19 protein-coding genes are annotated in these 21,519 nt (G+C 73.8%); 2 read left to right on the forward strand and 17 right to left on the reverse strand.

Going from position 1 to position 21,519, the window contains the following annotated elements; genetic code table 11:
• Position 1: 1 nt before the first annotated feature.
• Complete coding sequence (locus tag HLI28_RS11590) at positions 2-3,280, reverse strand: DEAD/DEAH box helicase (RefSeq protein WP_171247721.1); 3,279 nt, start codon at positions 3,278-3,280, stop codon at positions 2-4.
• 109 nt (positions 3,281-3,389) lie between these two features.
• Complete coding sequence (gene hisD / locus HLI28_RS11595) at positions 3,390-4,712, reverse strand: histidinol dehydrogenase (RefSeq protein ID WP_171247722.1); 1,323 nt, start codon at positions 4,710-4,712, stop codon at positions 3,390-3,392.
• A 58-nt stretch (positions 4,713-4,770) separates the two neighbouring features.
• Here hisD and HLI28_RS11600 point away from each other — a divergent pair, with 58 nt between their 5' ends.
• The gene (locus tag HLI28_RS11600) at positions 4,771-4,998 is read left to right on the forward strand and encodes an RNA-binding S4 domain-containing protein (protein ID WP_171247723.1); all 228 of its coding nucleotides are present in this window, start codon (positions 4,771-4,773) and stop codon (positions 4,996-4,998) included.
• Positions 4,999-5,073: 75 nt separating this feature from the next.
• On the opposite strand, the gene HLI28_RS11605 is transcribed toward HLI28_RS11600, so the two are convergent.
• Positions 5,074-5,481, reverse strand: coding sequence for a TIGR03618 family F420-dependent PPOX class oxidoreductase (locus tag HLI28_RS11605; protein ID WP_171247724.1), 408 nt, complete (start codon positions 5,479-5,481; stop codon positions 5,074-5,076).
• Between the two features lie 82 nt (positions 5,482-5,563).
• On the opposite strand from HLI28_RS11605, the gene HLI28_RS11610 reads away from it, so the two are divergent.
• Positions 5,564-6,322, forward strand: coding sequence for a DUF899 family protein (locus tag HLI28_RS11610; protein WP_171247725.1), 759 nt, complete (start codon positions 5,564-5,566; stop codon positions 6,320-6,322).
• A 21-nt stretch (positions 6,323-6,343) separates the two neighbouring features.
• Here the strand turns inward: HLI28_RS11610 and HLI28_RS11615 are convergent, their stop codons facing one another.
• The 14 genes from HLI28_RS11615 to ftsW form a co-directional block, all read right to left on the reverse strand.
• Positions 6,344-6,826: an NUDIX hydrolase gene (locus HLI28_RS11615; RefSeq protein ID WP_171247726.1), complete on the reverse strand. Its 483-nt coding sequence runs from the start codon at positions 6,824-6,826 to the stop codon at positions 6,344-6,346.
• Positions 6,823-10,386, reverse strand: a complete 3,564-nt coding sequence (dnaE, locus tag HLI28_RS11620; RefSeq protein WP_171247727.1) for a DNA polymerase III subunit alpha — start codon at positions 10,384-10,386, stop codon at positions 6,823-6,825. The genes HLI28_RS11615 and dnaE overlap by 4 nt, the downstream gene beginning before the upstream one ends.
• A gap of 64 nt (positions 10,387-10,450) precedes the next feature.
• The gene (locus HLI28_RS11625; RefSeq protein ID WP_171247728.1) at positions 10,451-11,383 is read right to left on the reverse strand and encodes an RluA family pseudouridine synthase; all 933 of its coding nucleotides are present in this window, start codon (positions 11,381-11,383) and stop codon (positions 10,451-10,453) included.
• Positions 11,383-12,003, reverse strand: coding sequence for a signal peptidase II (gene lspA / locus HLI28_RS11630; protein WP_171247729.1), 621 nt, complete (start codon positions 12,001-12,003; stop codon positions 11,383-11,385). Before lspA ends, HLI28_RS11625 begins: the two co-directional genes overlap by 1 nt.
• Before the next feature lie 16 nt (positions 12,004-12,019).
• On the reverse strand, positions 12,020-12,481 hold the full coding sequence (locus HLI28_RS11635) for a TraR/DksA family transcriptional regulator (RefSeq protein ID WP_171247730.1): 462 nt from the start codon (positions 12,479-12,481) through the stop codon (positions 12,020-12,022).
• Positions 12,482-12,610: 129 nt separating this feature from the next.
• Entirely contained in the window at positions 12,611-13,258 is a 648-nt protein-coding gene (locus tag HLI28_RS11640; protein WP_171247731.1) for a DivIVA domain-containing protein, read from the reverse strand.
• 177 nt (positions 13,259-13,435) lie between these two features.
• Positions 13,436-13,732: a YggT family protein gene (locus HLI28_RS11645; RefSeq protein ID WP_171247732.1), complete on the reverse strand. Its 297-nt coding sequence runs from the start codon at positions 13,730-13,732 to the stop codon at positions 13,436-13,438.
• A 68-nt stretch (positions 13,733-13,800) separates the two neighbouring features.
• A complete protein-coding gene (locus HLI28_RS11650) occupies positions 13,801-14,277 on the reverse strand; it encodes a cell division protein SepF (protein WP_171247733.1) in 477 nt (158 codons plus the stop codon).
• A gap of 80 nt (positions 14,278-14,357) precedes the next feature.
• Positions 14,358-15,164 carry a peptidoglycan editing factor PgeF gene (pgeF, locus tag HLI28_RS11655; RefSeq protein ID WP_343035807.1) on the reverse strand — a complete coding sequence of 269 codons (807 nt, stop codon included), beginning with the start codon at positions 15,162-15,164 and terminating at the stop codon, positions 14,358-14,360.
• Positions 15,161-16,498 carry a cell division protein FtsZ gene (ftsZ, locus tag HLI28_RS11660; RefSeq protein WP_171247734.1) on the reverse strand — a complete coding sequence of 446 codons (1,338 nt, stop codon included), beginning with the start codon at positions 16,496-16,498 and terminating at the stop codon, positions 15,161-15,163. The genes pgeF and ftsZ overlap by 4 nt, the downstream gene beginning before the upstream one ends.
• 164 nt (positions 16,499-16,662) lie before the next feature.
• Positions 16,663-17,634, reverse strand: coding sequence for a cell division protein FtsQ/DivIB (locus HLI28_RS11665; RefSeq protein WP_171247735.1), 972 nt, complete (start codon positions 17,632-17,634; stop codon positions 16,663-16,665).
• Positions 17,634-19,130: a UDP-N-acetylmuramate--L-alanine ligase gene (gene murC / locus HLI28_RS11670; protein ID WP_171247736.1), complete on the reverse strand. Its 1,497-nt coding sequence runs from the start codon at positions 19,128-19,130 to the stop codon at positions 17,634-17,636. Before murC ends, HLI28_RS11665 begins: the two co-directional genes overlap by 1 nt.
• Entirely contained in the window at positions 19,127-20,254 is a 1,128-nt protein-coding gene (murG, locus tag HLI28_RS11675) for an undecaprenyldiphospho-muramoylpentapeptide beta-N-acetylglucosaminyltransferase (protein ID WP_343035808.1), read from the reverse strand. The genes murC and murG overlap by 4 nt, the downstream gene beginning before the upstream one ends.
• 26 nt (positions 20,255-20,280) lie before the next feature.
• The gene (ftsW, locus tag HLI28_RS15590) at positions 20,281-21,513 is read right to left on the reverse strand and encodes a putative lipid II flippase FtsW (protein WP_171247738.1); all 1,233 of its coding nucleotides are present in this window, start codon (positions 21,511-21,513) and stop codon (positions 20,281-20,283) included.
• Positions 21,514-21,519: the final 6 nt, after the last annotated feature.

The following is a 21,519-nucleotide window of genomic DNA, read 5'->3' on the forward strand; positions in this document are numbered from 1 at the left end:
GCTACTCCCCCAGCAGGCCCCGGACGTCGTCGGCGTCCAGGACGCCGGCGAACCGCCCGGCGGCGTCGTCGACCACGGCGTCGAACAGCGCGGCCTTGCGCCGCGCGAGCGCCATGACCTTCTCCTCGATGGTGTCGGCCGCGACCAGCCGGGTGACCTGCACCGGCCGGGTCTGGCCGATCCGGTGGGTGCGGTCGATCGCCTGGGCCTCGGCGGCCGGGTTCCACCACGGGTCCAGCAGGTAGACGTGGTCGGCCTCGGTGAGATTCAGCCCGAACCCGCCCGCCTTGAGGCTGATGAGGAACACCGGTGCCTCGCCGGCCTTGAACCCGGCGATCACCCCGGCGCGGTCCCTGGTGCTGCCGTCGAGCGACACGGTCGCCAGCCCGGCCTGGGCGCACCGGGCGGCCACCCGGCGCAGGAAGGAGGGGAACTGGGAGAAGACGAGCGCCCGGTGCCCCTCGGCGACGAGCTCGACGAGCTGGTCGACCACGAGGTCGAGCTTGGCCGACGTCACCCCGGCGTAGGCGTCGTCGACGAGGGCGGCGTCCAGGGCCAGCCGCCGCAGCGTGGTCAGCGACCGGAAGATCGCGGCGCGGTTGGCCTCGAAGTCGGTGAGCAGCCCGAGCAGACGTTGGCGCTCGCGCTGCAGGTGGGTGTCGTAGATCTTGCGGTGGTCGGCGGTGAGCGGGACCCGCAGCACCTGCTCGGTCCGGGCGGGCAGCTCGGGGGCGACCTGCTCCTTGGTGCGGCGCAGCATGAGGGTGCGCAGCCGACGCTGCAGTCTCCCGAGGGCACGGTTCCCGGCGGCCACGACCTGCGGGTCGTCGTCGCGTGCTGCGGCCTCGACCGGGCGCACCACCTCGGCGCGGAACCGGTGCGACGACGGGTACAGCCCCGGGGCGACGATCGCGAGCATCGCCCACAGCTCGGTGAGGTTGTTCTCCAGCGGGGTGCCCGTGACGGCCAGCTTGAAGGGGGCGTCGAGCCGGCGGACGGTCTGGTGGGCCCGCGTCCGGGGGTTCTTCGCGAACTGCGCCTCGTCCAGGACCAGCCCGGCCCACGGGCGTCCCTCGAAGGCGGCGACGTCCAGCCGGAAGACGGCGTAGGAGACCACGACGACGTCGGCCCCGTCGGTGAGGTCGGCCAGGGACCGGCCGAGCTTCTTCGTGGTCGACGGGACGGGCACGACGCGGAGGTCGGGGGTGAAGCGTGCGGCCTCGTCGACCCAGTTCCCGACGACGGAGGCGGGAGCCACCACGACGAACGGTCGACGCGGGCCGTCCTCGGCCCGTGCCCGGACCCCGGCCACGAAGGCGAGGACCTCGAGCGTCTTGCCGAGGCCCATGTCGTCGGCGAGGATCCCGCCCAGCCCGTGGCCGTGCAGGAAGCTCAGCCACTCGTACGCGCGGTGCTGATACGGCCGCAGCTCGGCGCGCAGTCCGGGCGGCGCGGGCACCGGTGCCACGGTCCGGTCGCCGGCGGTGAGGAGACGCAGGTCCGCCACGGTCCGCCGCCACCGTGCGGACACGTCGACGGAGTCGGCGAGGTCCTCCAGCTCCCCCCACAGCTCGGCGTCGTACCGGCTGACCCGCAGCCGGCCGGGCACGTCCTCGAGGGCGGAGGCCTCGTCGACGAGGTTCCGCAGGCGACGCAACGAGGCGTGGTTCAGCCGCAGCCAGGAGCCGTCCGTGAGCAGCAGACGCTTCTGCCCGCGGACCAGGGCCGTGAACAGGCGGGTGAAGGGAACCTCCCGACCTGCCACCGTGACGGAGATCCCGAGGTCGAGCCAGTCCGCGTCGCCGGACGCGGCGCCGTCGACCACGACCCGGGGCGGGGCGTCCAGGTGCCGGTAGTCGGGGACGTCGGGCGCCTCGACGACGACACCGGCGCCGGCCAGGGCGGGCAGCACCTCACCGGCGAGGTCGAGGGCCTCCAGGCCGGTGTACGTCTGCTGCCGGGCGATCTCGAAGCGCTCGAACCCGGCCAGTCCCCGCACGGCCGCGACGGCAGCGGACCGGATCTCGTCCTCGGCCTCGGGTCCACGGGAGGGGTCGTGCGCCGCACCGTCCAGCGGCACGTCGCGAGGCGCACCGGACGGGCGCGGGTACCGCCACGACCAGCGCACGACGGCGCGCTGCGGGGAGTCGAAGTCGGCGCGGGCCACGAGCACCGGCCGCGCGGGTTCGGGCAGCTCGACGCTGCCGTCGGAGACGACGGTGACGGCACGACGCAGGGCGGGCAGGTGCTCGCCGACCAGCTCGTCGACGTCGGCGGCCGGCACGTCCAGCGACCCGCCACCGACGAGCTCGCGCGCACCGTCGGTCAGCCGGGACCCGGTGGGCGCGAGGCGCAGCAGCGTGCGGCCGCCGCGGGTCTCGACCGTGAACAGCCCGCTGGTGCCGACGGCACCCTGACGCTCGGGTCCCACGACGTCCTCGCCGTCGATCGACACCACGGGGTCCAGCCGGACGCCGTCCGCGACGGACCGGGCGGTCAGCCGCAGGGAGGCCGTGCGCCCCAGCAGCACCTCGTCGCGGCTCCCCTGCCCCACCAGGGGGATCTGCAGCTCGGCGGCCTCGGCCAGCAGCGGCCAGAGCCCTCGTCCTGCCGTGGCCAGCGGTCGCCAGGCCTCGCGGCTGCGGGTGACGCCGTCGCTGAGCGCGGCCCCGAGGTCGGCGAACCAGCGCCGCACCGCGGGGGCAGGCGTGGCCCGGACGTCGGCGAAGGCGTACAGGCCCCGGGCCAGCGCCTCCCAGCCGGCCTCCGGTGCCGTCTTCCACCCGCCGTTGCGGGCCGGGACGACCGGTCGCACGGACAGCTCGGGGGGTGCCTCGGCGAAGGCCCCGTCCAGGCGGAACCGCAGGCCGACCGGCAGGACGGCGCCGGCGCTCGCCGGGTCGGGTCCGGCCGACGTCACCGCGGCGAGCCGACCGCGCCATCCATCCGGCCCGTCCTGCCCTCCGGGGCCGTCCGCGCCGTGCCGGCCCACGTGCAGCAGGGCTGCCGCCACGTGCTTGCAGTCCGTCGCGACCGGGCAGCTGCACGACGCCTCGTCGACCGCGTACCGCCCGTCGGCGTCGACCGTGAACCGGATGCGGCACCCGTACGGGCGCACCGCGCTGCCCGCGACCCGCGCTGCGAGGACCCGGGCCTCGGCGTCCCAGCTCCACGAGACGACCATGCCGCCGCGCTCGTAGCCCTGGGCGCGGCGGAAGGTCGTGGCTCCCACCAGTCCGCCGATCTCGAGCGGGTCGACGCGGGGCGGGACGGTGGGCATGGCGTCCATGCTGTCACGCCCCACCGACGGCCGGCGGCGGGGTGCCGTCGACCGCTTGGCACACTATTTCGCGGAATCACGACACCGGTCGCGATGCGCGCCGGGCCGCTCAGAAGCGCCCGCGGACCGCCTCGCCGTGCGCCGGCAGGTCCTCGTCGTCGGCGACCGCGACGATCCGGTCGGCCACCTCCGCCAGGGCGTCCCGGTCGTACTCGATCACCTGCACCGACTTCAGGAACGCGTGCACGCCGAGCCCGCTGGCGAAGTGCGCCGTCCCGCCCGTGGGCAGCACGTGGTTCGACCCCGCCAGGTAGTCGCCGAGGGAGACCGGCGAGTAGGGCCCGACGAAGATCGCCCCCGCCGACCGCACCCGCTCGGCCCACGCGGCGGCGTCGACCGTCTGGATCTCCAGGTGCTCGGCACCGTAGGCGTCCACCACCGCGAGCCCCTGCTCGAGGTCGTCGACGAGCACGACGGCCGACTGCGGACCGGACAGCGCGGTGGTCACTCGTTCGGTGTGCTTCGTGGCGTCCGCGAGGTCGGTCAGCTTCGCCTCGACGGCGCCCGCGAGCTCCGGCGACGGCGTCACCAGCACCGAGGCGGCCATCGGGTCGTGCTCGGCCTGGCTGATGAGGTCCAGGGCGACGTGACCGGCGTCGGCCGTGTCGTCCGCCAGGACGGCGATCTCCGTGGGGCCGGCCTCCGAGTCGATGCCGACGACGCCGCGGACCAGGCGCTTCGCCGCCGCCACGTAGACGTTGCCCGGGCCGGTGACGACGTCCACCGGCTCGCACAGCACGTCGCCGTCGACCGTGTCGGTCCCCGCCGCGCCGTAGGCGAACATGGCCACCGCCTGGGCACCGCCGACCGCGTAGACCTCGTCGACCCCGAGCAGCGCGCACGCGGCGAGGATGGTCGGGTGCGGCAGCCCGCCGGCGTCCCGCTGGGGCGGGGAGGCGACCGCGAGCCCCGGCACCCCCGCCTCCTGGGCCGCGACCACGTTCATGATCACCGAGGACGGGTAGACGGCCAGCCCGCCCGGCGCGTAGAGGCCCACGCGCTGCACCGGGATCCAGCGCTGACGCACCTCGGCCCCGTCGGCCAGCACGGTGGTGTGCTCCCGCGGGACCTGGGCGGCGTGCACCGCCCGCACCCGGCGGATCGACTCCTCGAGCCCGGCACGGACACCCGGGTCGAGCTCGGCCAGCGCGGAGCGCATCGCCGCGGCCGGGACCCGCAGATGCTCGGGACGCACCCCGTCGAAACGCTCGGCCAGGTCGCGCAGCGCGGCAGCGCCACGGGACCGCACGTCGGCCAGGACGGGAGCGACGGCCTCGGTCGCCTGCTCCACGCCGACCTCGGGGCGCGGCAGCACCCCGATCAGGTCACGGCGGGACAGGGACCGGCCCCGAAGATCGATGCGTCGGATCACCCCACCAGTCTAGGTGCGGCGTGCCGCAGCACGTCCGGGCGTCCCGGACAATGGGCGCATGGACACCCCGATCGAGGTACCGATCCGCGACGACGTCATCCGCCTGGGCCAGTTCCTCAAGCTGGCCGGCCTGGCCGAGTCGGGCACCCACGCCCGCGACCTGGTGGCCGACGGCGACGTGAGCGTCGACGGCGAGGTCGAGACCCGACGTGGGCGCCAGCTCACGCGCGGCATGCGGGTCACCGTCGCGGGCCCCGAGGGTGACGAGACCGTCGTCGTCGCCTGACCCTCGACCTCGACCTGAGGGTGACCCTCGACCTCGACCTGAACCTGAGGTCGACCTCCTCCGCGGTCCGTCGCCTCAGGACGCCATGTACGCCGAGGACATGGTCCGGTCGACGGTGAGCTCCAGCACGATCCGCCGCGGGTCGTAGGCGACCTGTCGGTAGCGACGCGCGTAGCGCCGCACCGCCTCGGCCACGGCGTCGGGGTCCTCGACCGCCTCCAGCGTGCCTTCCAGGGTGAGCCACCGCCCGCCGTCGACCTGGCACAGCGCGGCCCGGGGCGGTTCGCCGTCCGGCCCGCGCCGTCGCGCGTTGGCGGCCTTGACCGACCCCCGGCGTGCCGTGATGCGGGCGATCCCCCGCTCGGCGTCCCAGGTGAAGCCGACCGGCACGACGTGCGGGGTGCCGTTCGCGCGCAGGGTGGTCAGCGTGGCCAGGTGGCGCTCGGTGACGAAGACGAGCTGCTCGGGGTTGAGTCGGATCATCGCCGCCAGCCTACGCGGCGCACCGATGAGTTCCGGCGGGTGCGGTCGTCACACCCTGCACACGTCACCCGAGGAGGTCTCGATGTCCGTCCAGCCCTCGGCGTCCACCCGGCCCGGACGCCCCGCCGTCGTCGACCGCGCGAACTGGCTGCGAGCGCGGCGGACGCTCCTGTCCCGCGAGAAGGCGCACACCCGCGAGGGCGACGCCCTCGCCGCCGCGCGGCGCCGACAGCCGATGACGGCCGTCGACCCCGCGACGGTCCTCGTCGGCGCCGGCGGCCGTGTCACGCTGCTGGACCTGTTCGAGGGGCGGGACCAGCTCGTGACCTACCAGCACATGTGGCACGCCGGGCACCCCGTCGAGGGCCAGTGCGTCGGGTGCACGGCGAGCGTGTGGAGCCTCCAGGACGCCGTCTACCTCCACCACCGGGGCGTCTCCTTCGCCGTCGTGTGCGATGGCCCCTGGGACGAGGTCGCGCCGTACGTGGCGTTCATGGGGTACCGCGTGCCCTGGTACTCGCTGCAGGAGGCCGACGACGAGGCGGTGCACGGCGGTCTGAGCGACGACCGCGGCCTGCTCTCGTGCTACCTGCGGGTCGGCGAGGACGTGTACCTGACGCACGAGACCACCCACCGCGGGGTCGAGGCCGTCATGGCACAGCTCCAGGTGCTCGACCTGACGGTGTACGGCCGCCAGGAGGCCTGGGAGGACTCCCCCGACGGCTGGCCGCAGCACCCCACGGGGACCTGGTGGACGGACCGGGGGCGGCCGGTGCCGCAGTGGACGCGTCCCGGTGCTGCGCCGTTCGACCCGGACGCACCGCGCGGGCACCACCACTGAGGCCGGCGGGCGCCCGGCCGGTCAGAGACCGAAGGTGAGCACGGCCGGCAGGACCCCGTCGTGCAGGCCGCGCAGCACCGGCAGCTCGTGCGGGACCACCGGGTGGGGCAGCGCGACCAGCGGGAACCACCGCAGGTCCGCGGTCCGCTCCGGCTCGCGGATCTGCAGCTCGCCGTCCCAGTGGTCGGCCGCGAAGTAGAAGTCGACGCGCTGCTCCAGGGCCGGCCCGCCCGGGATGCCCCGGTGCTGGACCGTCAGTGGCACCAGGTCCGTCGGCGCCACCCGGACCCCGAGCTCCTCGTGCGCCTCGCGCACCGCCGCCGCGACCGCGGACTCCCCCGGCTCGACGTGCCCGGCGGCACCGGCGGCCCAGTGGCCGTCCATGTAGCCGGTGCCGCGGCGCAGCTGGAGCAGCACCTGACCCTCGCGGCGCAGCAGCAGGTAGGCCGCCGGCACCAACCGGAAGCGGTCGCCGGCGCTGCCGTCGTCCCAGGTGCCGCTCATGACAGGCAGCTCGGTCCGAGCAACGCCTTGAGGTCGCCGAACAGGGCGGGCGACTTCTCCACCCGCAGCCCGTCCCCGGCCTGCACGAGCGTCTTCTTCCCGGGCTCGGCGACGGCCACGTGCACGGGCGCGGACCCCGGGTGCGTGGACAGCACCTCCCGCAGGCGGATCATGACCGGTTCGACGCAGCGGGTGTGCGGCACGGTCACGTGCACCGGGGCGTCGGCCACCGCGGAGGTGTCCGGCAGCGAGACCTCCTGGGCCTGCAGCTGCATCTGCTCGTCACGGCGCCGGATCCGGCCCCTGATCGTCACGACCTGGTCCTCGGCGAGCACCGTGGAGTAGGCGAGGTACGTCTCCCCGAAGAACATCACCTCGACGCCGCCGTCGAGGTCCTCGATGGTCACGGCTGCCCACGGGTTGCCGTTCTTGCTGATCTTGCGCTGCACGGAGGTGAGCAGCCCGGCCACGGTCACCACCGACCCGTCGGAGCGGTGCTCGTCGGCGACGAGCGTGGCGATCGACGTGTCCGCCGCCCGGGCCAGCACGTGCTCGAGGCCGGACAGCGGGTGGTCCGAGACGTAGAGACCGAGCATCTCCCGCTCGAAGGACAGCCGCTGCTTCTTGTCCCAGTCCGGCAGGTCCGGGACGTCCACGGAGAAGCTCACCACCTCGTCGTCGGCCCCGCCGAAGTCGGCGAACAGGTCGAACTGCCCCTCGGCCTCCTTGCGCTTGACCGAGATCACCGAGTCCACGGCCTGCTCGTGCACCACGAGCAGCGCCCGGCGCGGGTGGCCCAGCGAGTCGAACGCGCCGGCCTTGATCAACGACTCGATGGTGCGCTTGTTGCACACCACGGCCGGGACCTTGTCCAGGAAGTCCGTGAACGAGGTGAACGCGCCGTGCTCCTCGCGCGCCGCCACGATCGCGTCCACGACGTTGGCACCGACGTTGCGCACCGCCGTCAGACCGAACCGGATGTCCTCGCCGACGGCCGTGAACTTCGCGGCCGAGTCGTTGACGTCCGGCGGCAGCACCGTGATGCGCATGCGACGGCACTCGTTGAGGTAGAGCGCCATCTTGTCCTTGTCGTCCCGCACGGACTGCAGGAGGCCCGCCATGTACTCGGTCGGGTAGTTCGCCTTGAGGTAGGCCGTCCAGTAGGCGACCAGGCCGTAGCCGGCCGAGTGGGCCTTGTTGAAGGCGTACCCGGCGAACGGCACCAGCGTGTCCCACACCGCCTGGATGGCGGCGTCCGAGTAGCCCCGCTCCTTGCAGCCGGCCTCGAAGTTCACGAACTCCTTGGCCAGCACCTCGGGCTTCTTCTTGCCCATGGCACGACGCAGCAGGTCCGCCTGGCCCAGGGAGTACCCGGCGAGCACCTGGGCGGCGCGCTGCACCTGCTCCTGGTAGACGATCAGGCCGTAGGTCTCGTCGAGCACCTCGGACAACGGCTCGGCGAGCTCGGGGTGGATCGGCTCGATCTTCTGCATGCCGTTCTTGCGCAGCGCGTAGTTGACGTGCGAGTTCATGCCCATCGGCCCCGGTCGGTACAGGGCGATGACGGCCGAGAGGTCGTCGAACTTGTCCGGACGCATCTGCCGCAGCAACGACCGCATGGGGCCGCCGTCGAGCTGGAACACGCCCAGGGTCTCCCCGCGGGCCAGCAGCTCGTAGGAGGCCTTGTCGTCCAGGGCGATCGTCTCGATCTGGACCGGGTCCTTGCCGTTGGCCTCGATGATCTCCAGGGCGTCCTCGAGGATCGTGAGGTTGCGCAGGCCCAGGAAGTCCATCTTGATCAGGCCGAGACCCTCGCAGGTCGGGTAGTCGAACTGCGTGATCACCGCCCCGTCCTGCGGGCGCCGCATGATCGGGATGACGTCGATCAGCGGGTCGCTGGACATGATGACACCGGCGGCGTGCACACCCCACTGGCGCTTGAGCCCCTCGATGCCGCGGGCGGTCTCGACCACGCGCTGCGCCTCGGGGTCCGTGTCGTGCAGCTGACGGAACTCGCCGGCCTCGGAGTACCGGTCGTGCTGGGGGTCGAAGATGCCGGACAGCGGGATGTCCTTGCCCATCACGGGCGGCGGCATCGCCTTGGTGAGCTTCTCCCCCATCGCGAACGGGAACCCGAGCACCCGGGAGGCGTCCTTGAGGGCCTGCTTGGCCTTGATCGAGCCGTAGGTGGCGATCATCGCCACCCGGTCGTCGCCGTACTTGTCCGAGACGTAGCGGATGACCTCCGAGCGCCGGCGCTCGTCGAAGTCGACGTCGACGTCGGGCATGCTGACGCGTTCGGGGTTGAGGAACCGCTCGAAGATCAGGCCGTGCTCGAGCGGGTCCAGCTCGGTGATGCCCATGACGTAGGAGACCATCGACCCGGCGGCCGAACCACGGCCCGGGCCGACGCGGATGCCCTGCTCCTTGGCCCAGTTGATGAAGTCGGCCACCACGAGGAAGTACCCGGGGAAGCCCATCTGGACGATGACCTCGGTCTCGTACTTCGCCTGGGCGCGCACGGCGTCCGGGACCCCCTGCGGGTACCGGACGTGCATGCCCTTCTCGACCTCCTTGACGAACCAGGAGACCTCGTCCTCCCCGGCGGGCACCGGGAAGTTCGGCATGTAGTTCGCCCCGGTGTCGAACGAGACCTCGCACCGCTCGGCGATGAGCAGCGTGTTGTCGATCGCCTCGGGCATCTCGGCGAACAGGCGGCGCATCTCGGCGCCGGACTTGACGTAGAAGTTGTCGCCGCTGAACGCGAACCGGCTGCCGCCCTGGTCGTAGGTGGGCTCGTCCAGGGTCGACCCGGAGTTGACCGCCAGCAGCACCTCGTGCGCGTGGGAGTCCTCCTGGCGGGTGTAGTGCAGGTCGTTGGTGGCCACCAGCGGGGCCCCGATGTGGCGGGCCAGCTCCAGGAGCTGCTTCGACGTGCGGGACTCGATCTCGATCCCGTGGTCCATCAGCTCCACGAAGTAGTTCTCGCGGCCGAAGATGTCCTGGTACTCCCCCGCCGCGCGGACCGCCTCGTCCCACTGACCGAGCCGGAGCCGGGTCTGGATCTCGCCCGACGGGCAGCCGGTGGTGGCCATCAGCCCCTCGGCGTACGTCTCCAGCAGCTCGCGGTCCATGCGCGGCCACTTGCCCATCTGCCCGTCGAGGGACGCCAGCGAGGACGCCCGGAACAGGTTGTGCATGCCGGTGTTGTTCCGGGACCACAGCGTCATGTGGGTGTAGGCGCCGCCGGCGGAGACGTCGTCGCGCTTCTGGTGCTGCTCGCCCCACTGGACCTTCGTGCGGTCGTGGCGGCTGGTGCCGGGGGTGACGTACGCCTCGACGCCGATGATCGGCTTGACGCCGTACTTCTGCGCGGTGCTCCAGAAGTCGAAGGCGCCGAAGAGGTAGCCGTGGTCCGTGATGGCGATGGCCTTCTGGCCGAGCCGCGCGACCTCGGAGAACAGGTCGTCCATCCGCGCGGCGCCGTCGAGCATCGAGTACTCGGTGTGGACGTGCAGGTGGACGAAGTCGTCGGTCTTCTGGGTGGCGGCGTCCGGCATGCCCCGAGTCTAGGCGCGGCCTCCGACGTCCCCGCCCGGCCCCGCCGTGAGAGCGGTCACCGGCTCACCGGTAGGCGTCGCGCAGGGTCTCCAGGGCGTGCGCCAGGTCCTCCGGGTACTCGGACTCCACGACGACGTCCTTGCCCGTCACGGGGTGCGTGAAGCCGAGGCGCATCGCGTGCAGCCACTGCCGCTGCAGGCCGGTGCGCGAGGCCAGCACCGGGTCGGCCCCGTAGGTGAGGTCCCCGACGAGCGGGTGCCGCAGCGCGGCGAAGTGCACCCGGATCTGGTGGGTGCGCCCGGTCTCCAGGTGCACCTCGACCAGCGAGGCCGCCGGCAGCATCTCGAGGACCTCGTAGTGGGTCACCGACGGTTTGCCCTCCGCGACGACGGCGAACTTGTAGTCGTGGTGCGGGTGGCGGCCGATCGGCGCGTCGATGGTGCCCGTCGTGGGCTCCGGGTGCCCCTGGGCGAGCGCGTGGTAGACCTTGTCGACCGTGCGCTCCTTGAAGGCGCGCTTGAGGCCCGTGTACGCGGCCTCGGACTTGGCGACGGCCATCAGCCCCGACGTGCCGACGTCGAGGCGGTGCACGATCCCCTGGCGCTCCGCCGCACCCGAGGTGGCGATGCGGTAGCCGGCCGCCGCCAGCGCCCCGACCACGGTGGGGCCGGTCCAGCCGGGCGACGGGTGCGCGGCCACGCCGACCGGCTTGTCCACGACCACCACGTCGTCGTCCTCGTAGGCGATCGTCATGCCCTCGACGGGTTCGGCGACGACCTCCACGGCGTCCGCCCGCGCGTCCGGGACGTCCACCTCGAGCAGCGTGTCGGGCAGCAGCCGGTCCGACTTGCCCACGGTGCGCCCGTCCGCGCGCACGGCGCCGGAGGCCGCGAGCTCCGCGGCCTGGCTGCGGGAGAAGCCGAGCATCCGGCCCAGGGCGACGTCCACCCGCTCGCCGGCCAGGCCGTCGGGCACCGGCAGGGTCCGCAGGGCCATCAGTCGCCGTCCTCCGTGTGCCGCGACCCGTCCAGCCCGATCCCGCGGAAGGTCAGCAGGATGATCATCCCGGCCGCGACCACGATGGCGATGTCGGCGACGTTCCCGACGAACAGGTCGGCGTAGGCGATCATGTCGACGACCTCCCCCCGGGCGAACCCGGGCTGGCGCACGAGCCGGTCGACCAGGTTGCCGAGCGCTCCCCCGAGCAGCAGTCCCAGGGCGACCGCCCAGCCGACCGACCCGATGCGGCGCATCGCCCGCAGGATCACCACCACGACCGCCACGACGACGATCGTCAGGACCCAGGTGTAGCCGTTGGCCATGAACGACAGCGCCGCGCCGGGGTTGAAGACGAGGGTCAGACCCAGCAGGTCGCCGAGCAGCGGGACCCGTTCGCCCTCGCTGAGCGTGGCGAGCGCCCACCACTTGGTCAGCTGGTCGACGACCAGCACCACGGCGGCCAGACCCAGGGCCCCGGCCCCGAGCCGGCGACGGCGCGCGGCCGTCACGGCCGCGTCATGATCCGCGGCGGTGCCGGCGGCGTCCTGCGGAGCGGGTGACACGGGCTCGTGCGGGAGGTCGGGAGCCGGGTCGGACCCGGCGGGCGTCGTGGACATCGCGCAGAGTCTACGGTCAGCGCCGCTCCTCGCGCGCCTTCGCCTCGACCGACAGGGTGGCGCGAGGGAAGGCCTGCAACCGGGCCTTGCCGATGGGCGCGCCCGTGACCTCGCACGTGGCGTACTTCCCGTTGCGGATGCGGTCCAACGCGTGGGTCGTCTGGTCGAGCAGGTCCCGCAGGTTGTTCACCAGGGTGAGCTCCTGCTCGCGCTCGAGCGCGCTCGATCCGTAGTCCGCCTGGTCGTCACCGGCGCCGTCGCCGGAGTTGCGCAGGAGGTCGGACAGCTCGGCGTCCGCGGCGGCGAGCTCGTCGGTGTAGCGCTCCTTGTCCTCCAGGAGCAGCAGAGCGAGCTCGGAGACCTCCTGGAGCGTCCACGGCTCCTCGCCGTCACGCACCGGGAAGTCCTTGACGTCACGCGCCAGGTTCGGGAACTCCTCGCGGATCGTCGCCCGCTGGGAGGTGGAGAGCTTGGACATTCGGCGCCCTTCCGTTCTTCGAGGTCACCGAAGAGTAAGCGCACGGATCGGCCCGCACAACAGCAGGCGCCCTTCGGGCGTGTCTGCCGGTGCGGGCCGATCCGCGCGCCGCGTGCTCCGGGTGCGGTGTCAGAGGTCCTGCGAGCGTCCTGCCCCGGCGTTCTGCCGCTGCGGGGGGAGCGCCGAACCGCGGGCGTCCAGGTCGCCGAGCAGGTTCTGCAGGAAGCTCTTCAGACGGGTGCGGTAGTCCCGCTCGAACAGGCGCAGCTCGTCGATCTTGCGCTCCAGCAGCGACCGCTCCTGCTCCAGCTGGGACAGCGTGCGGTGGCTGGTCTCCTCGGCCTCGCGGACGATGCGCGACCCCTCGGCCTTCGCCTCCGCGATCAGCCGGTCGCCCTCCTCCTGGCCGGAGCGCACGTAGTCGTCGTGCAGCTTCTGGGCGAGCTGCAGCATGCCGGTCGCCGACTCGGGCTCGGCACCCTGCTTGCCGGCGGCGGCCTCGGCCAGCGCGGGCGCCGGGGTCGGGGCGGCCTGCGGCGCCGGGGCCTCGGGCTGCTCGGCCGACTGCGCGGCGGCCTCGTTGCGGCTCAGCTCGCCCACACGGCTCTCGGCCGCGGAGAGCTTCGAACGGAGGTCGTCGTTCTCCTCCTGCACCGCCGTCAGAGTCCGGACGACCTCGTCCAGGAAGTCGTCGACCTCTTCGACGTCGTAGCCCTCGCGGAACTTCGTCGCCGAGAACTTCTTGTTGAGGATGTCCTCTGCCGTCAGCAGTGCCATCGTGTCACCTCGTTGCCGTAGCGCGTTCGTGCACGGACCCGGAGCGTCCGTGGGTGCCCACGGTAGCCCACGGCCGACGCCACGGCCCTCCGAGCGCGGCGAGCACACGACGTCTTCACAGGCGGCGAACAGTCCGCCGTCCCCGCCCTGGACCGCGGCCCGGACGGGGAGGGGTCGTCACAGGCTGGCGGCGAGCCCGTTGGCGACCTGCATGAGGATCGACGTGGCCAGGAAGAGGACCAGGAACGCGAGGTCCAGACGCACGCTGCCCAGGGTGAGGGGCGGGATGATCCGCCGCAGGGCGCGCAGGGGCGGATCTGTGACGGTGTACACACCTTCCGCGATGACGAGCACGACACCGCGCGGGCGCCAGTCACGGGCGAAGAACTGGACCCAGTCGAACACCAGCCGGACGATCAGGCAGACGAGGAACAGCAGCAGGACGAAGCCGACGAGGCTGAAGATCACGCTCACGAGGGCAACCTACCCGACGCACGACGCACGGCCCGAGGGGCGTTCTCGGGCAGCGGGCCGTGCGCGGGTCAGCTCTGGTTGTAGAACGCGCCCGCGCGCGCCTCGGTGGGACGCGGCGCGACCTGCTCCTCGCCCGTGATCTCCACGTGCTCGGGCGACAGCAGGAACACCTTGTTGGTCACCCTCTCGATCGAGCCGCGCAGGCCGAAGATGAGACCGGCGGAGAAGTCGACCAGCCGCTTGGCGTCGGAGTCGTCCATGTCCGACAGGTTCATGATGACCGGGGTCCCCCCGCGGAACGCCTCACCGATCAACCGCGCGTCGTTGTAGGACCGCGGGTGGATCGTCGTGATGCGGCGCAGGTCGGCGCCGACGAGGGCGTCGGCCGGCACACCGTCACGGTGCAGCGGTGTGACCTCGGCCTGGTAGTCGTCGTCACGCACCGGCTCCAGCTCCTCGTCGTACTCGTCGAGGTAGTCCCCGTCGGGGCGCTGGTCGTCGGCCAGCCCCAGGTACAGCATGGTCTTGCGAAGCGCTCCGCCCATCGCTCTGCTCCGTTCGTCGGTACGTCAGGTACTTGACGGTATCCAGCGGGACACGCTATGCGGAGCGCGACACGCCGAGGTCACGAGAGGACGACGACACCGGCCTGTCGCCCGGTGACCTCCCCGGCGGCCGTCGCACGGCGGTGCGAGAACAGGTCCGGGTCGGTCATCGTGCAGCGGTCCACGCGCGTGGTGGCGACCCCCCGCGCGACGAGCCGGGTCACCACGGCGCCCGGCAGGTCGAGCCCGGGCGTGCCCGCCGACGTCGTGGACCACGCCTCGGGCACCACGGCCGTGACCTCGTCGCGCATCTGCTCGGGCACCTCGTAGCACCGACCGCAGACCGCGGGGCCGACGGCGGCGCGCAGCCGACCGGTCTCGGCACCGCGGGTCAGCAGCCGGTCGACGACCTCGTCGACGACGCCGGCCACCAGCCCGCGCCGACCCGCGTGGGCGACACCGACGACCCGCGCGGTGGCGTCGGCGAGCAGCACCGGCACGCAGTCGGCGACGAGCACCCCGACACCGAGCCCCGGTTCCGCCGTGACCAGACCGTCCGCCGTGCCGGCACTGGTCGGGGGCGCGCCGGACCACTCGGCCCGCTCGTGGGGCCCGAGCTCGAGGACGTCGGCTCCGTGAACCTGCGTGGCGAACGCCACGGGGCTGCCGACCCAGTCGGCCAGCAGGTCACGGTTGCGCTGGACCCGGGCGCTGTCGTCACCGGTGCCGTCGGACAGGTCGAGCGACGACCACGGCGCCGGCGACACGCCGCCGTGCCGCGTGGTGAAGCCGGCGACGACTCCGGCGCCGAGGTCGACACGGAGCAGTCCGGCACCGAAGTCCTCGGGCAACATGGCCTCCTGGGCCCACGGGACGGACGAGGTCACTTGAGGAAGTCGGGGACGTCGAGGTCCTCGGCGGGCCGGGACTGGTCCACCATGCGGGGCACGTCCACCGGACGCTCGACCGTGACGCCCTCCCCCGCGCCCTCCTCGACCACGCCGAGGCTCGTCGGCCGCTGGACGTTGCCCACCGGCTCCAGGCTGGCGGGGACGTCGTCCGGACCGGCCGGGATCGGCCGCGGGCGCGCGTGCGCGGGCTCGGCGGCCGGCAGGGGCACCGGCGCCGTGGCCGGGGAGCCGCCGTGGCCGGTGCCCGGGCTCGCCGCGGACGAGCCCTGACGTGCGGCCGCGCCGTCGTCCCCGCCCGCACGGCTCGCCGAGGAGCTGCCGGCGACCTGGCCCAGGGCGCGGGAGTCCTCGCGCGCCTTGGGCAGCCCGCCGTCGAACCCGGCCGCGATGACCGTGACGCGCACCTCGTCGCCGAGCGCGTCGTCGATGACCGTGCCGAAGATGATGTTCGCCTCGGGGTGGGCCGCCTCCTGCACGAGCCGCGCGGCCTCGTGCACCTCGAACAGTCCCAGGTCGCTGCCACCCTGGATCGACAGCAGCACGCCGTGCGCACCGTCGATCGAGGCCTCCAGCAACGGCGAGGAGATCGCCAGCTCGGCGGCCTGGACCGCGCGGTCCTCCCCGCGGGCCGACCCGATCCCCATGAGCGCCGACCCCGCCCCCTGCATGACGGACTTGACGTCCGCGAAGTCGAGGTTGATCAGCCCCGGGGTGGTGATGAGGTCGGTGATCCCCTGCACACCCGAGTGCAGCACCTGGTCGGCGGAGTGGAAGGCGGCGATGGCCGACACGTTCCGGTCCGACATCGACAGCAGCCGGTCGTTCGGGATGACGATGAGGGTGTCCACCTCCTCGCGGAGCTGCTCGATCCCCTGCTCGGCCTGCACCGACCGGCGCCGGCCCTCGAAGGTGAACGGGCGGGTGACGACCCCGACCGTCAGCGCGCCGAGGGAGCGCGCGATGCGCGCCACGACCGGGGCGCCCCCGGTCCCGGTGCCGCCGCCCTCGCCCGCGGTGACGAAGACCATGTCGGCGCCACGCAGGACGTCCTCGATCTCGTCGGCGTGGTCCTCGGCGGCCTTGCGGCCGACCTCGGGGTCGGCGCCGGCCCCGAGCCCGCGCGTCAGCTCGCGACCGACGTCCAGCTTGACGTCGGCGTCCGACATCAGCAGGGCCTGCGCGTCGGTGTTGATGGCGATGAACTCGACACCCTTGAGGCCGACCTCGATCATGCGGTTCACGGCGTTCACGCCGCCACCGCCGATGCCGACCACCTTGATCACTGCCAGGTAGTTCTGCGGAGTTGCCACGTCGTTGCCTCTCGGGTCGTTCGGGTCCTGACCCCACCGGTCAAACCTTCAGGTTATAGTTGAAGGTGAGTGTTATGTCAGGTTGCTGCTTGTGACGACGGTATTTCGCCGGAACCCGCCCGCGCCGCACGTGCCTCGGCGTGTCGCGACGGGTCGGACGGCGGTCACCGGGTCACCGGCAGCTCGGGCGACGAGACGTCGATGACGGCGACGTCCCCTCCGACCGCGCGCAACGTGCGCACGACCTCCACCTTCAGCGGCAGGCGGTCCGCCCCGCCCCAGCGGATGCTGAGCCCGTCGCGCAGCACGGTCTCCACGTCGTCCTGGGTGCGGGCGCTGACCTGGTCCACCCGCGCGGACAGCCCGGGCGGGAGCGCGGCGACGACCGCCAGCGCCGCCTGCAACGCCCGGGCGGACTCCTTCTCCAGCGGCACGGACACCACCGGGAGCCCCTCGGGCACGCCGGCACGGCGGCCCAGCCGCACCCCCTCGTCGTCCAGCAGCACGTAGTCCGTGCCGTCCGGGACCGCCGCCACGGGTTCGCGGGCGACGACGACGACGCCGAGACCGTGCGGCCACGACCGGGCGAGCGTGACGTCCTTGACACCACGCAGGGAACGGATCTCGGCCGCCATGCCCGCCGTGTCGAGACGCAGCAGCGGTGTGCCGGCCGCGCCCAGGACGATCTCGTGCACCCGCTCGCCGTCGACCACGGGCACGTCCGCCCCCGTGACGGTCACCTCCTCCGCGTCGAGCGCGAGCAGGTCGGACCACCCGACCACCCAGCCCGCCCCGCCCACGAGCCCGAGCACCAGCACCACCACGAGCGCCGTGCGCCAGGACCGGTGGCGGCGCATGGCCGAACGCTCGGCGAGCCGGTCGGCCATCGCGGTCGAGACGCGGGGGTCGCGGGCGGCGGGCGCCGGAACCGGGCGGGGACCCCGCTCCGGCGCGGACGCCACCGGCCGGGGCCGCGCCGGGGACGCGGCGGACCGCGCGCTCGCCGCCGACCGCGCGCTGCCGGCCGACCGTGCCGCACCGGCCGGACGACGTCCGGACCCCGCCGGGGACGCCGAGGACGCCGCCGGGCCGGGCCGTGGCCGCTCGGGCGCGCGGGGACGAGGTGGTGGACGCATCACCCCATCGTCGCGTCCGGCGCCGGTCCCGGGGGGTCCGCCACGCCGTGGCGCGCCGCCAGCTCGGCGAGGACGACGGGTCCGAGCTCGGTGACGTCGCCCGCCCCGACGGTCAGCACGACGTCCCCCGGGCGGGCCAGGCGGGCCACGGCGTGCGCCGCCTCGACCCGGTCCTCGACGGCCCGCACCCGCCCGCCGGAGACCGTCGGACCGGCCAGGTCCGTGATCGTCCTCGCGGTCACCTCCGGGTCGACGTCCTCACGCGCCCGGTACACCCCCGTCACCACGACCTCGTCGGCCAGGGACAGCGCGCCGGCGAACCGGTCGGCGAAGATCCGCGTGCGGGAGTACAGGTGCGGCTGGAACAGCACGAGGACCCGGCCCGTTCCCGCCACGGGCCGCGCCGCTCGCAGCAGCGCCTCCACCTCGGTCGGGTGGTGGTCGTAGCTGTCGAACACCCGGACGCCGCCGGCCTCGCCGCGGGGCTCGAAGCGTCGCCCGGTGCCCACGAAGGTGCCCGCCGCGGCCACCGCGGCCGCCGGGCCGGCGCCGAGCAGGACGGCGGTGACCACCGCGGCGGTGGCGTTCAGCACGTTGTGGGCGCCCGGGACGTCGAGGGCCAGCAGCCGCTCCGCGTCGCCCAGGGGCCCGCCGGAGACCGTCGCCCGCGCGGTCCCCGCCCCGACCTCGACGCCGCGGACCCGCACGTCGGACTCCGGGACGGTCCCGTAGGTGACGACCCGGCCGCCCGCCGCCCGGTGCGCGGCCGCGAGCCGGGCCGAGCCGGCGTCGTCGGCGCACGCCACGAGCGTCCCGTCGGGGGTGATCCGGGCGGCGAAGTCGACGAAGGCCTGCTCGAACGCCTCCTGCGACCCGTAGTGGTCCAGGTGGTCGGCCTCGACGTTCGTCACCACGGCCACCGTCGGGCTGTAGTTGAGGAACGAGCCGTCGGACTCGTCGGCCTCGGCGACCAGCACGTCGGCCGTCCCCGCGTGACCTCCCGGGACCGTCCGCTCCCCCGCCCCGTCGCGCCGTCGGACGGTGCCGCCGATCGCGAACGACGCGTCGACGCCCACCGCGGCCAGGACCGTGGCGACCATGGCCGAGGTGGTGGTCTTGCCGTGCGCACCGGCCACCGCGACCGTCCGCCGGCCCTCCATGAGGACGGCGAGCGCCTGCGAGCGGTGCAGCACCTGCAACCCGGCCGCGCGCGCCGCGGCCAGCTCCGGGTTGCTCTCCCGGACGGCGGTGGACACGACCACGGTGTCCACCCGCGGCGTGCCGTCGGGGGCGACCACGTGCCCGGCGTCGTGCCCGACCCACACCGGGATCCCGTCGGCGCGCAGCGCGGCCAGCGCAGGCCCCTCCGCCGCGTCCGACCCCTGGACCGGGACGCCGCGGGCGGCGAGCAGCCGCGCGACGACGGAGACCCCGGCGCCCCCGATGCCGATGAGGTGGACGCGACCGAGCGCCGCCACGTCCGTCGGGGCGCTCATCGGGCTGCCCCGGCGACGTCCGCGACCATGTCCGCGACCCGTGCGGCCGCGTCCCGGACCCCGACGGATCCCGCGGCCTCGGCCATGGCGGCCAGCCGGTCCCGGTCCTGGAGCAGGGCGGGCACCTCGGCCGCGACCCGTTCCGGGGTGAACGCGGCGTCGTCGATCACGATCCCGCCCCCGGCACCGACCACGTCGCGGGCGTTCAGCCGCTGCTCGCCGTTGCCGATCGGCAGCGGGACGTACACCGCGGGCAGACCGAGAGCGGCCAGCTCGCAGACGGTGCCCGCCCCGGATCGCGCGACGACGAGGTCGCAGGCCGCCAGCGCGTGCTGCATCTCACCGAGGTACTCACGCACGTGGTAGCGCGACACGTCGTGGTCGCGGGCCAGCGCCGCCACGGCCTCCCGCACCTCGGTGTCCTTGCCCCGTCCCGTCAGGTGCAGCACCTGGACCCCGGCGTCGAGCAGCGTCGCGGCGGCACCCGTGACGGCCCGGTTGACGTTCAGCGCGCCCGAGGAGCCGCCGGTGACCAGCAGGGTCGGCAGGGCGGGGTCGAGCCCGAGCGCCGCGGCGCCGCGGGCGCGGGAGCCGGCCGGGTCCGCCCGGCGCTCGTCGACCAGCGCCGCGATCGCCGGGCGGAGCGGCAGGCCCACGCAGGTCGCACCGGCGATCCGCGTGTCGGCGAAGGTGGTGCCCACCGCCGCCGCCCAGCGCGCCCCGAGCCGGTTGGCGAGGCCCGGGCGGGCGTTCTGCTCGTGGATCACCACCGGCACGCCGAGGCGGCGGGCCGCCAGGTAGGCCGGCGTGGAGACGTAGCCGCCGAACCCGACCACCGCCTGGGCATCGATCTCGGTGATCGCGTCCTGGGCCGACCGCACGGCCGCGCGGAGCCGGACGGGCAGGCGGAACAGGTCCGGGCTCGGGCGGCGCGGCAGCGGGACGCGCGGGATCTCGTGCAGCCGGTAGCCGGCGGCGGGCACCAGGTCCGCCTCGAGACCGCTGGCGGTGCCCAGGACCCGGAACGCCGTCTCGGAGTCGCGGGCGCGCAGCTCGTCGGCGACCGCGAGCAACGGGTTGACGTGGCCGGCGGTCCCTCCGCCGGCCAGCACGACAGAACGCACGGAGGAAGTCTTCACACGGGCAGACCCTACCGGCCCCGGGCCCGCGCCCGGCCCAGCACCGTCAGGGAGCGGCGGACCACACCGGGTCGCGCGGCGAGCGCCTCGGCGGCACCCGGTTCGGACCGTGCGAAGCTGATGACCATGCCGAGCGCCGCCATCGTCGTCACCAGCGCCGACCCGCCGGCCGACACCAGGGGCAGCGGCACGCCGATCACGGGCAGCAGCCCGAGCACCACGCCGATGTTGACGAAGGCCTGGCCCACGATCCAGCAGGCCACGGCCGCCGTCGTGATCTTGACGAACGGGTCGGTGTGCCGGCGCACGATCCGGGCCATCGCGACACCGAGCACGACGAACAGGGACAGCACGAGCAGCGTGCCGAGGAGACCCAGCTCCTCGCCGATGATGGCGTAGATGAAGTCGTTGTGGGCCTCGGGCAGGTACCGCCACTTCTCGCGGCTCGCCCCGAGCCCGACGCCGAACAGACCGCCGGTCCCGAGGCCGTACATCCCGTGCAACGACTGGTAGCACTCCCCCTCGGCGTCCGTGCACCCGCCGTAGGTCGCCAGGATGCGGCCCATGCGGTTCGCGTTGCCCAGCACGAACAGCCCCACGACCGCGGCGAGCGCGACGCTGCCGCCCAGGGCCAGCATCCGCCACGGGGCCCCGGCGACCCACAGGGCACCGGCGACGAGCCCGGCGATGACGAGCATGGTCCCGAGGTCGTTGCCGGCGATGACCAGGCCCAGGACCACCAGGGCCCCGGGCACGGCGGGCACGACGGCGTGCGCCCACGAGCCCAGCAGGTGCTGCTTGCGGCCCAGCACGGCGCCCAGCCAGACGGCCAGGGCGAGCTTGCTCACCTCGGCGGGCTGGACGGTGATCCCGCCGAGCGAGATCCAGCCGACGTTGCCGCCCTGCGCCCGGGCGAGCGCAGGGACCAGGGTCAGCGACTGCAGCACGATCGCGCACGCCAGCGCGGGCCAGGCCAGGCGCCGGTACCAGTGCACCGGCAGCCGCGCGGCGACGATCATCACGGGCAGGCCGATCAGGGCGAACCGCGCCTGGGTCAGCCCGGCGGCGTAGGGCGGCTCCCCCGCGGCGATCGAGGTGACGGTCGTGCTGGAGAACACCATGACCAGGCCGATGAGCAGCAGCAGCCCGGTCGCCCCGACGACGAGGTAGTAGCTCGTCACGGCGGAGTTCCACTGCCCCAGCCACGGCCGGTCGGTGCGGCGTGCGGCAGACGTGACCGCCATCGTGCT

The organism is Isoptericola sediminis, from assembly GCF_013085345.1.
GTDB classification, from domain to species: domain Bacteria; phylum Actinomycetota; class Actinomycetes; order Actinomycetales; family Cellulomonadaceae; genus Isoptericola; species Isoptericola sediminis.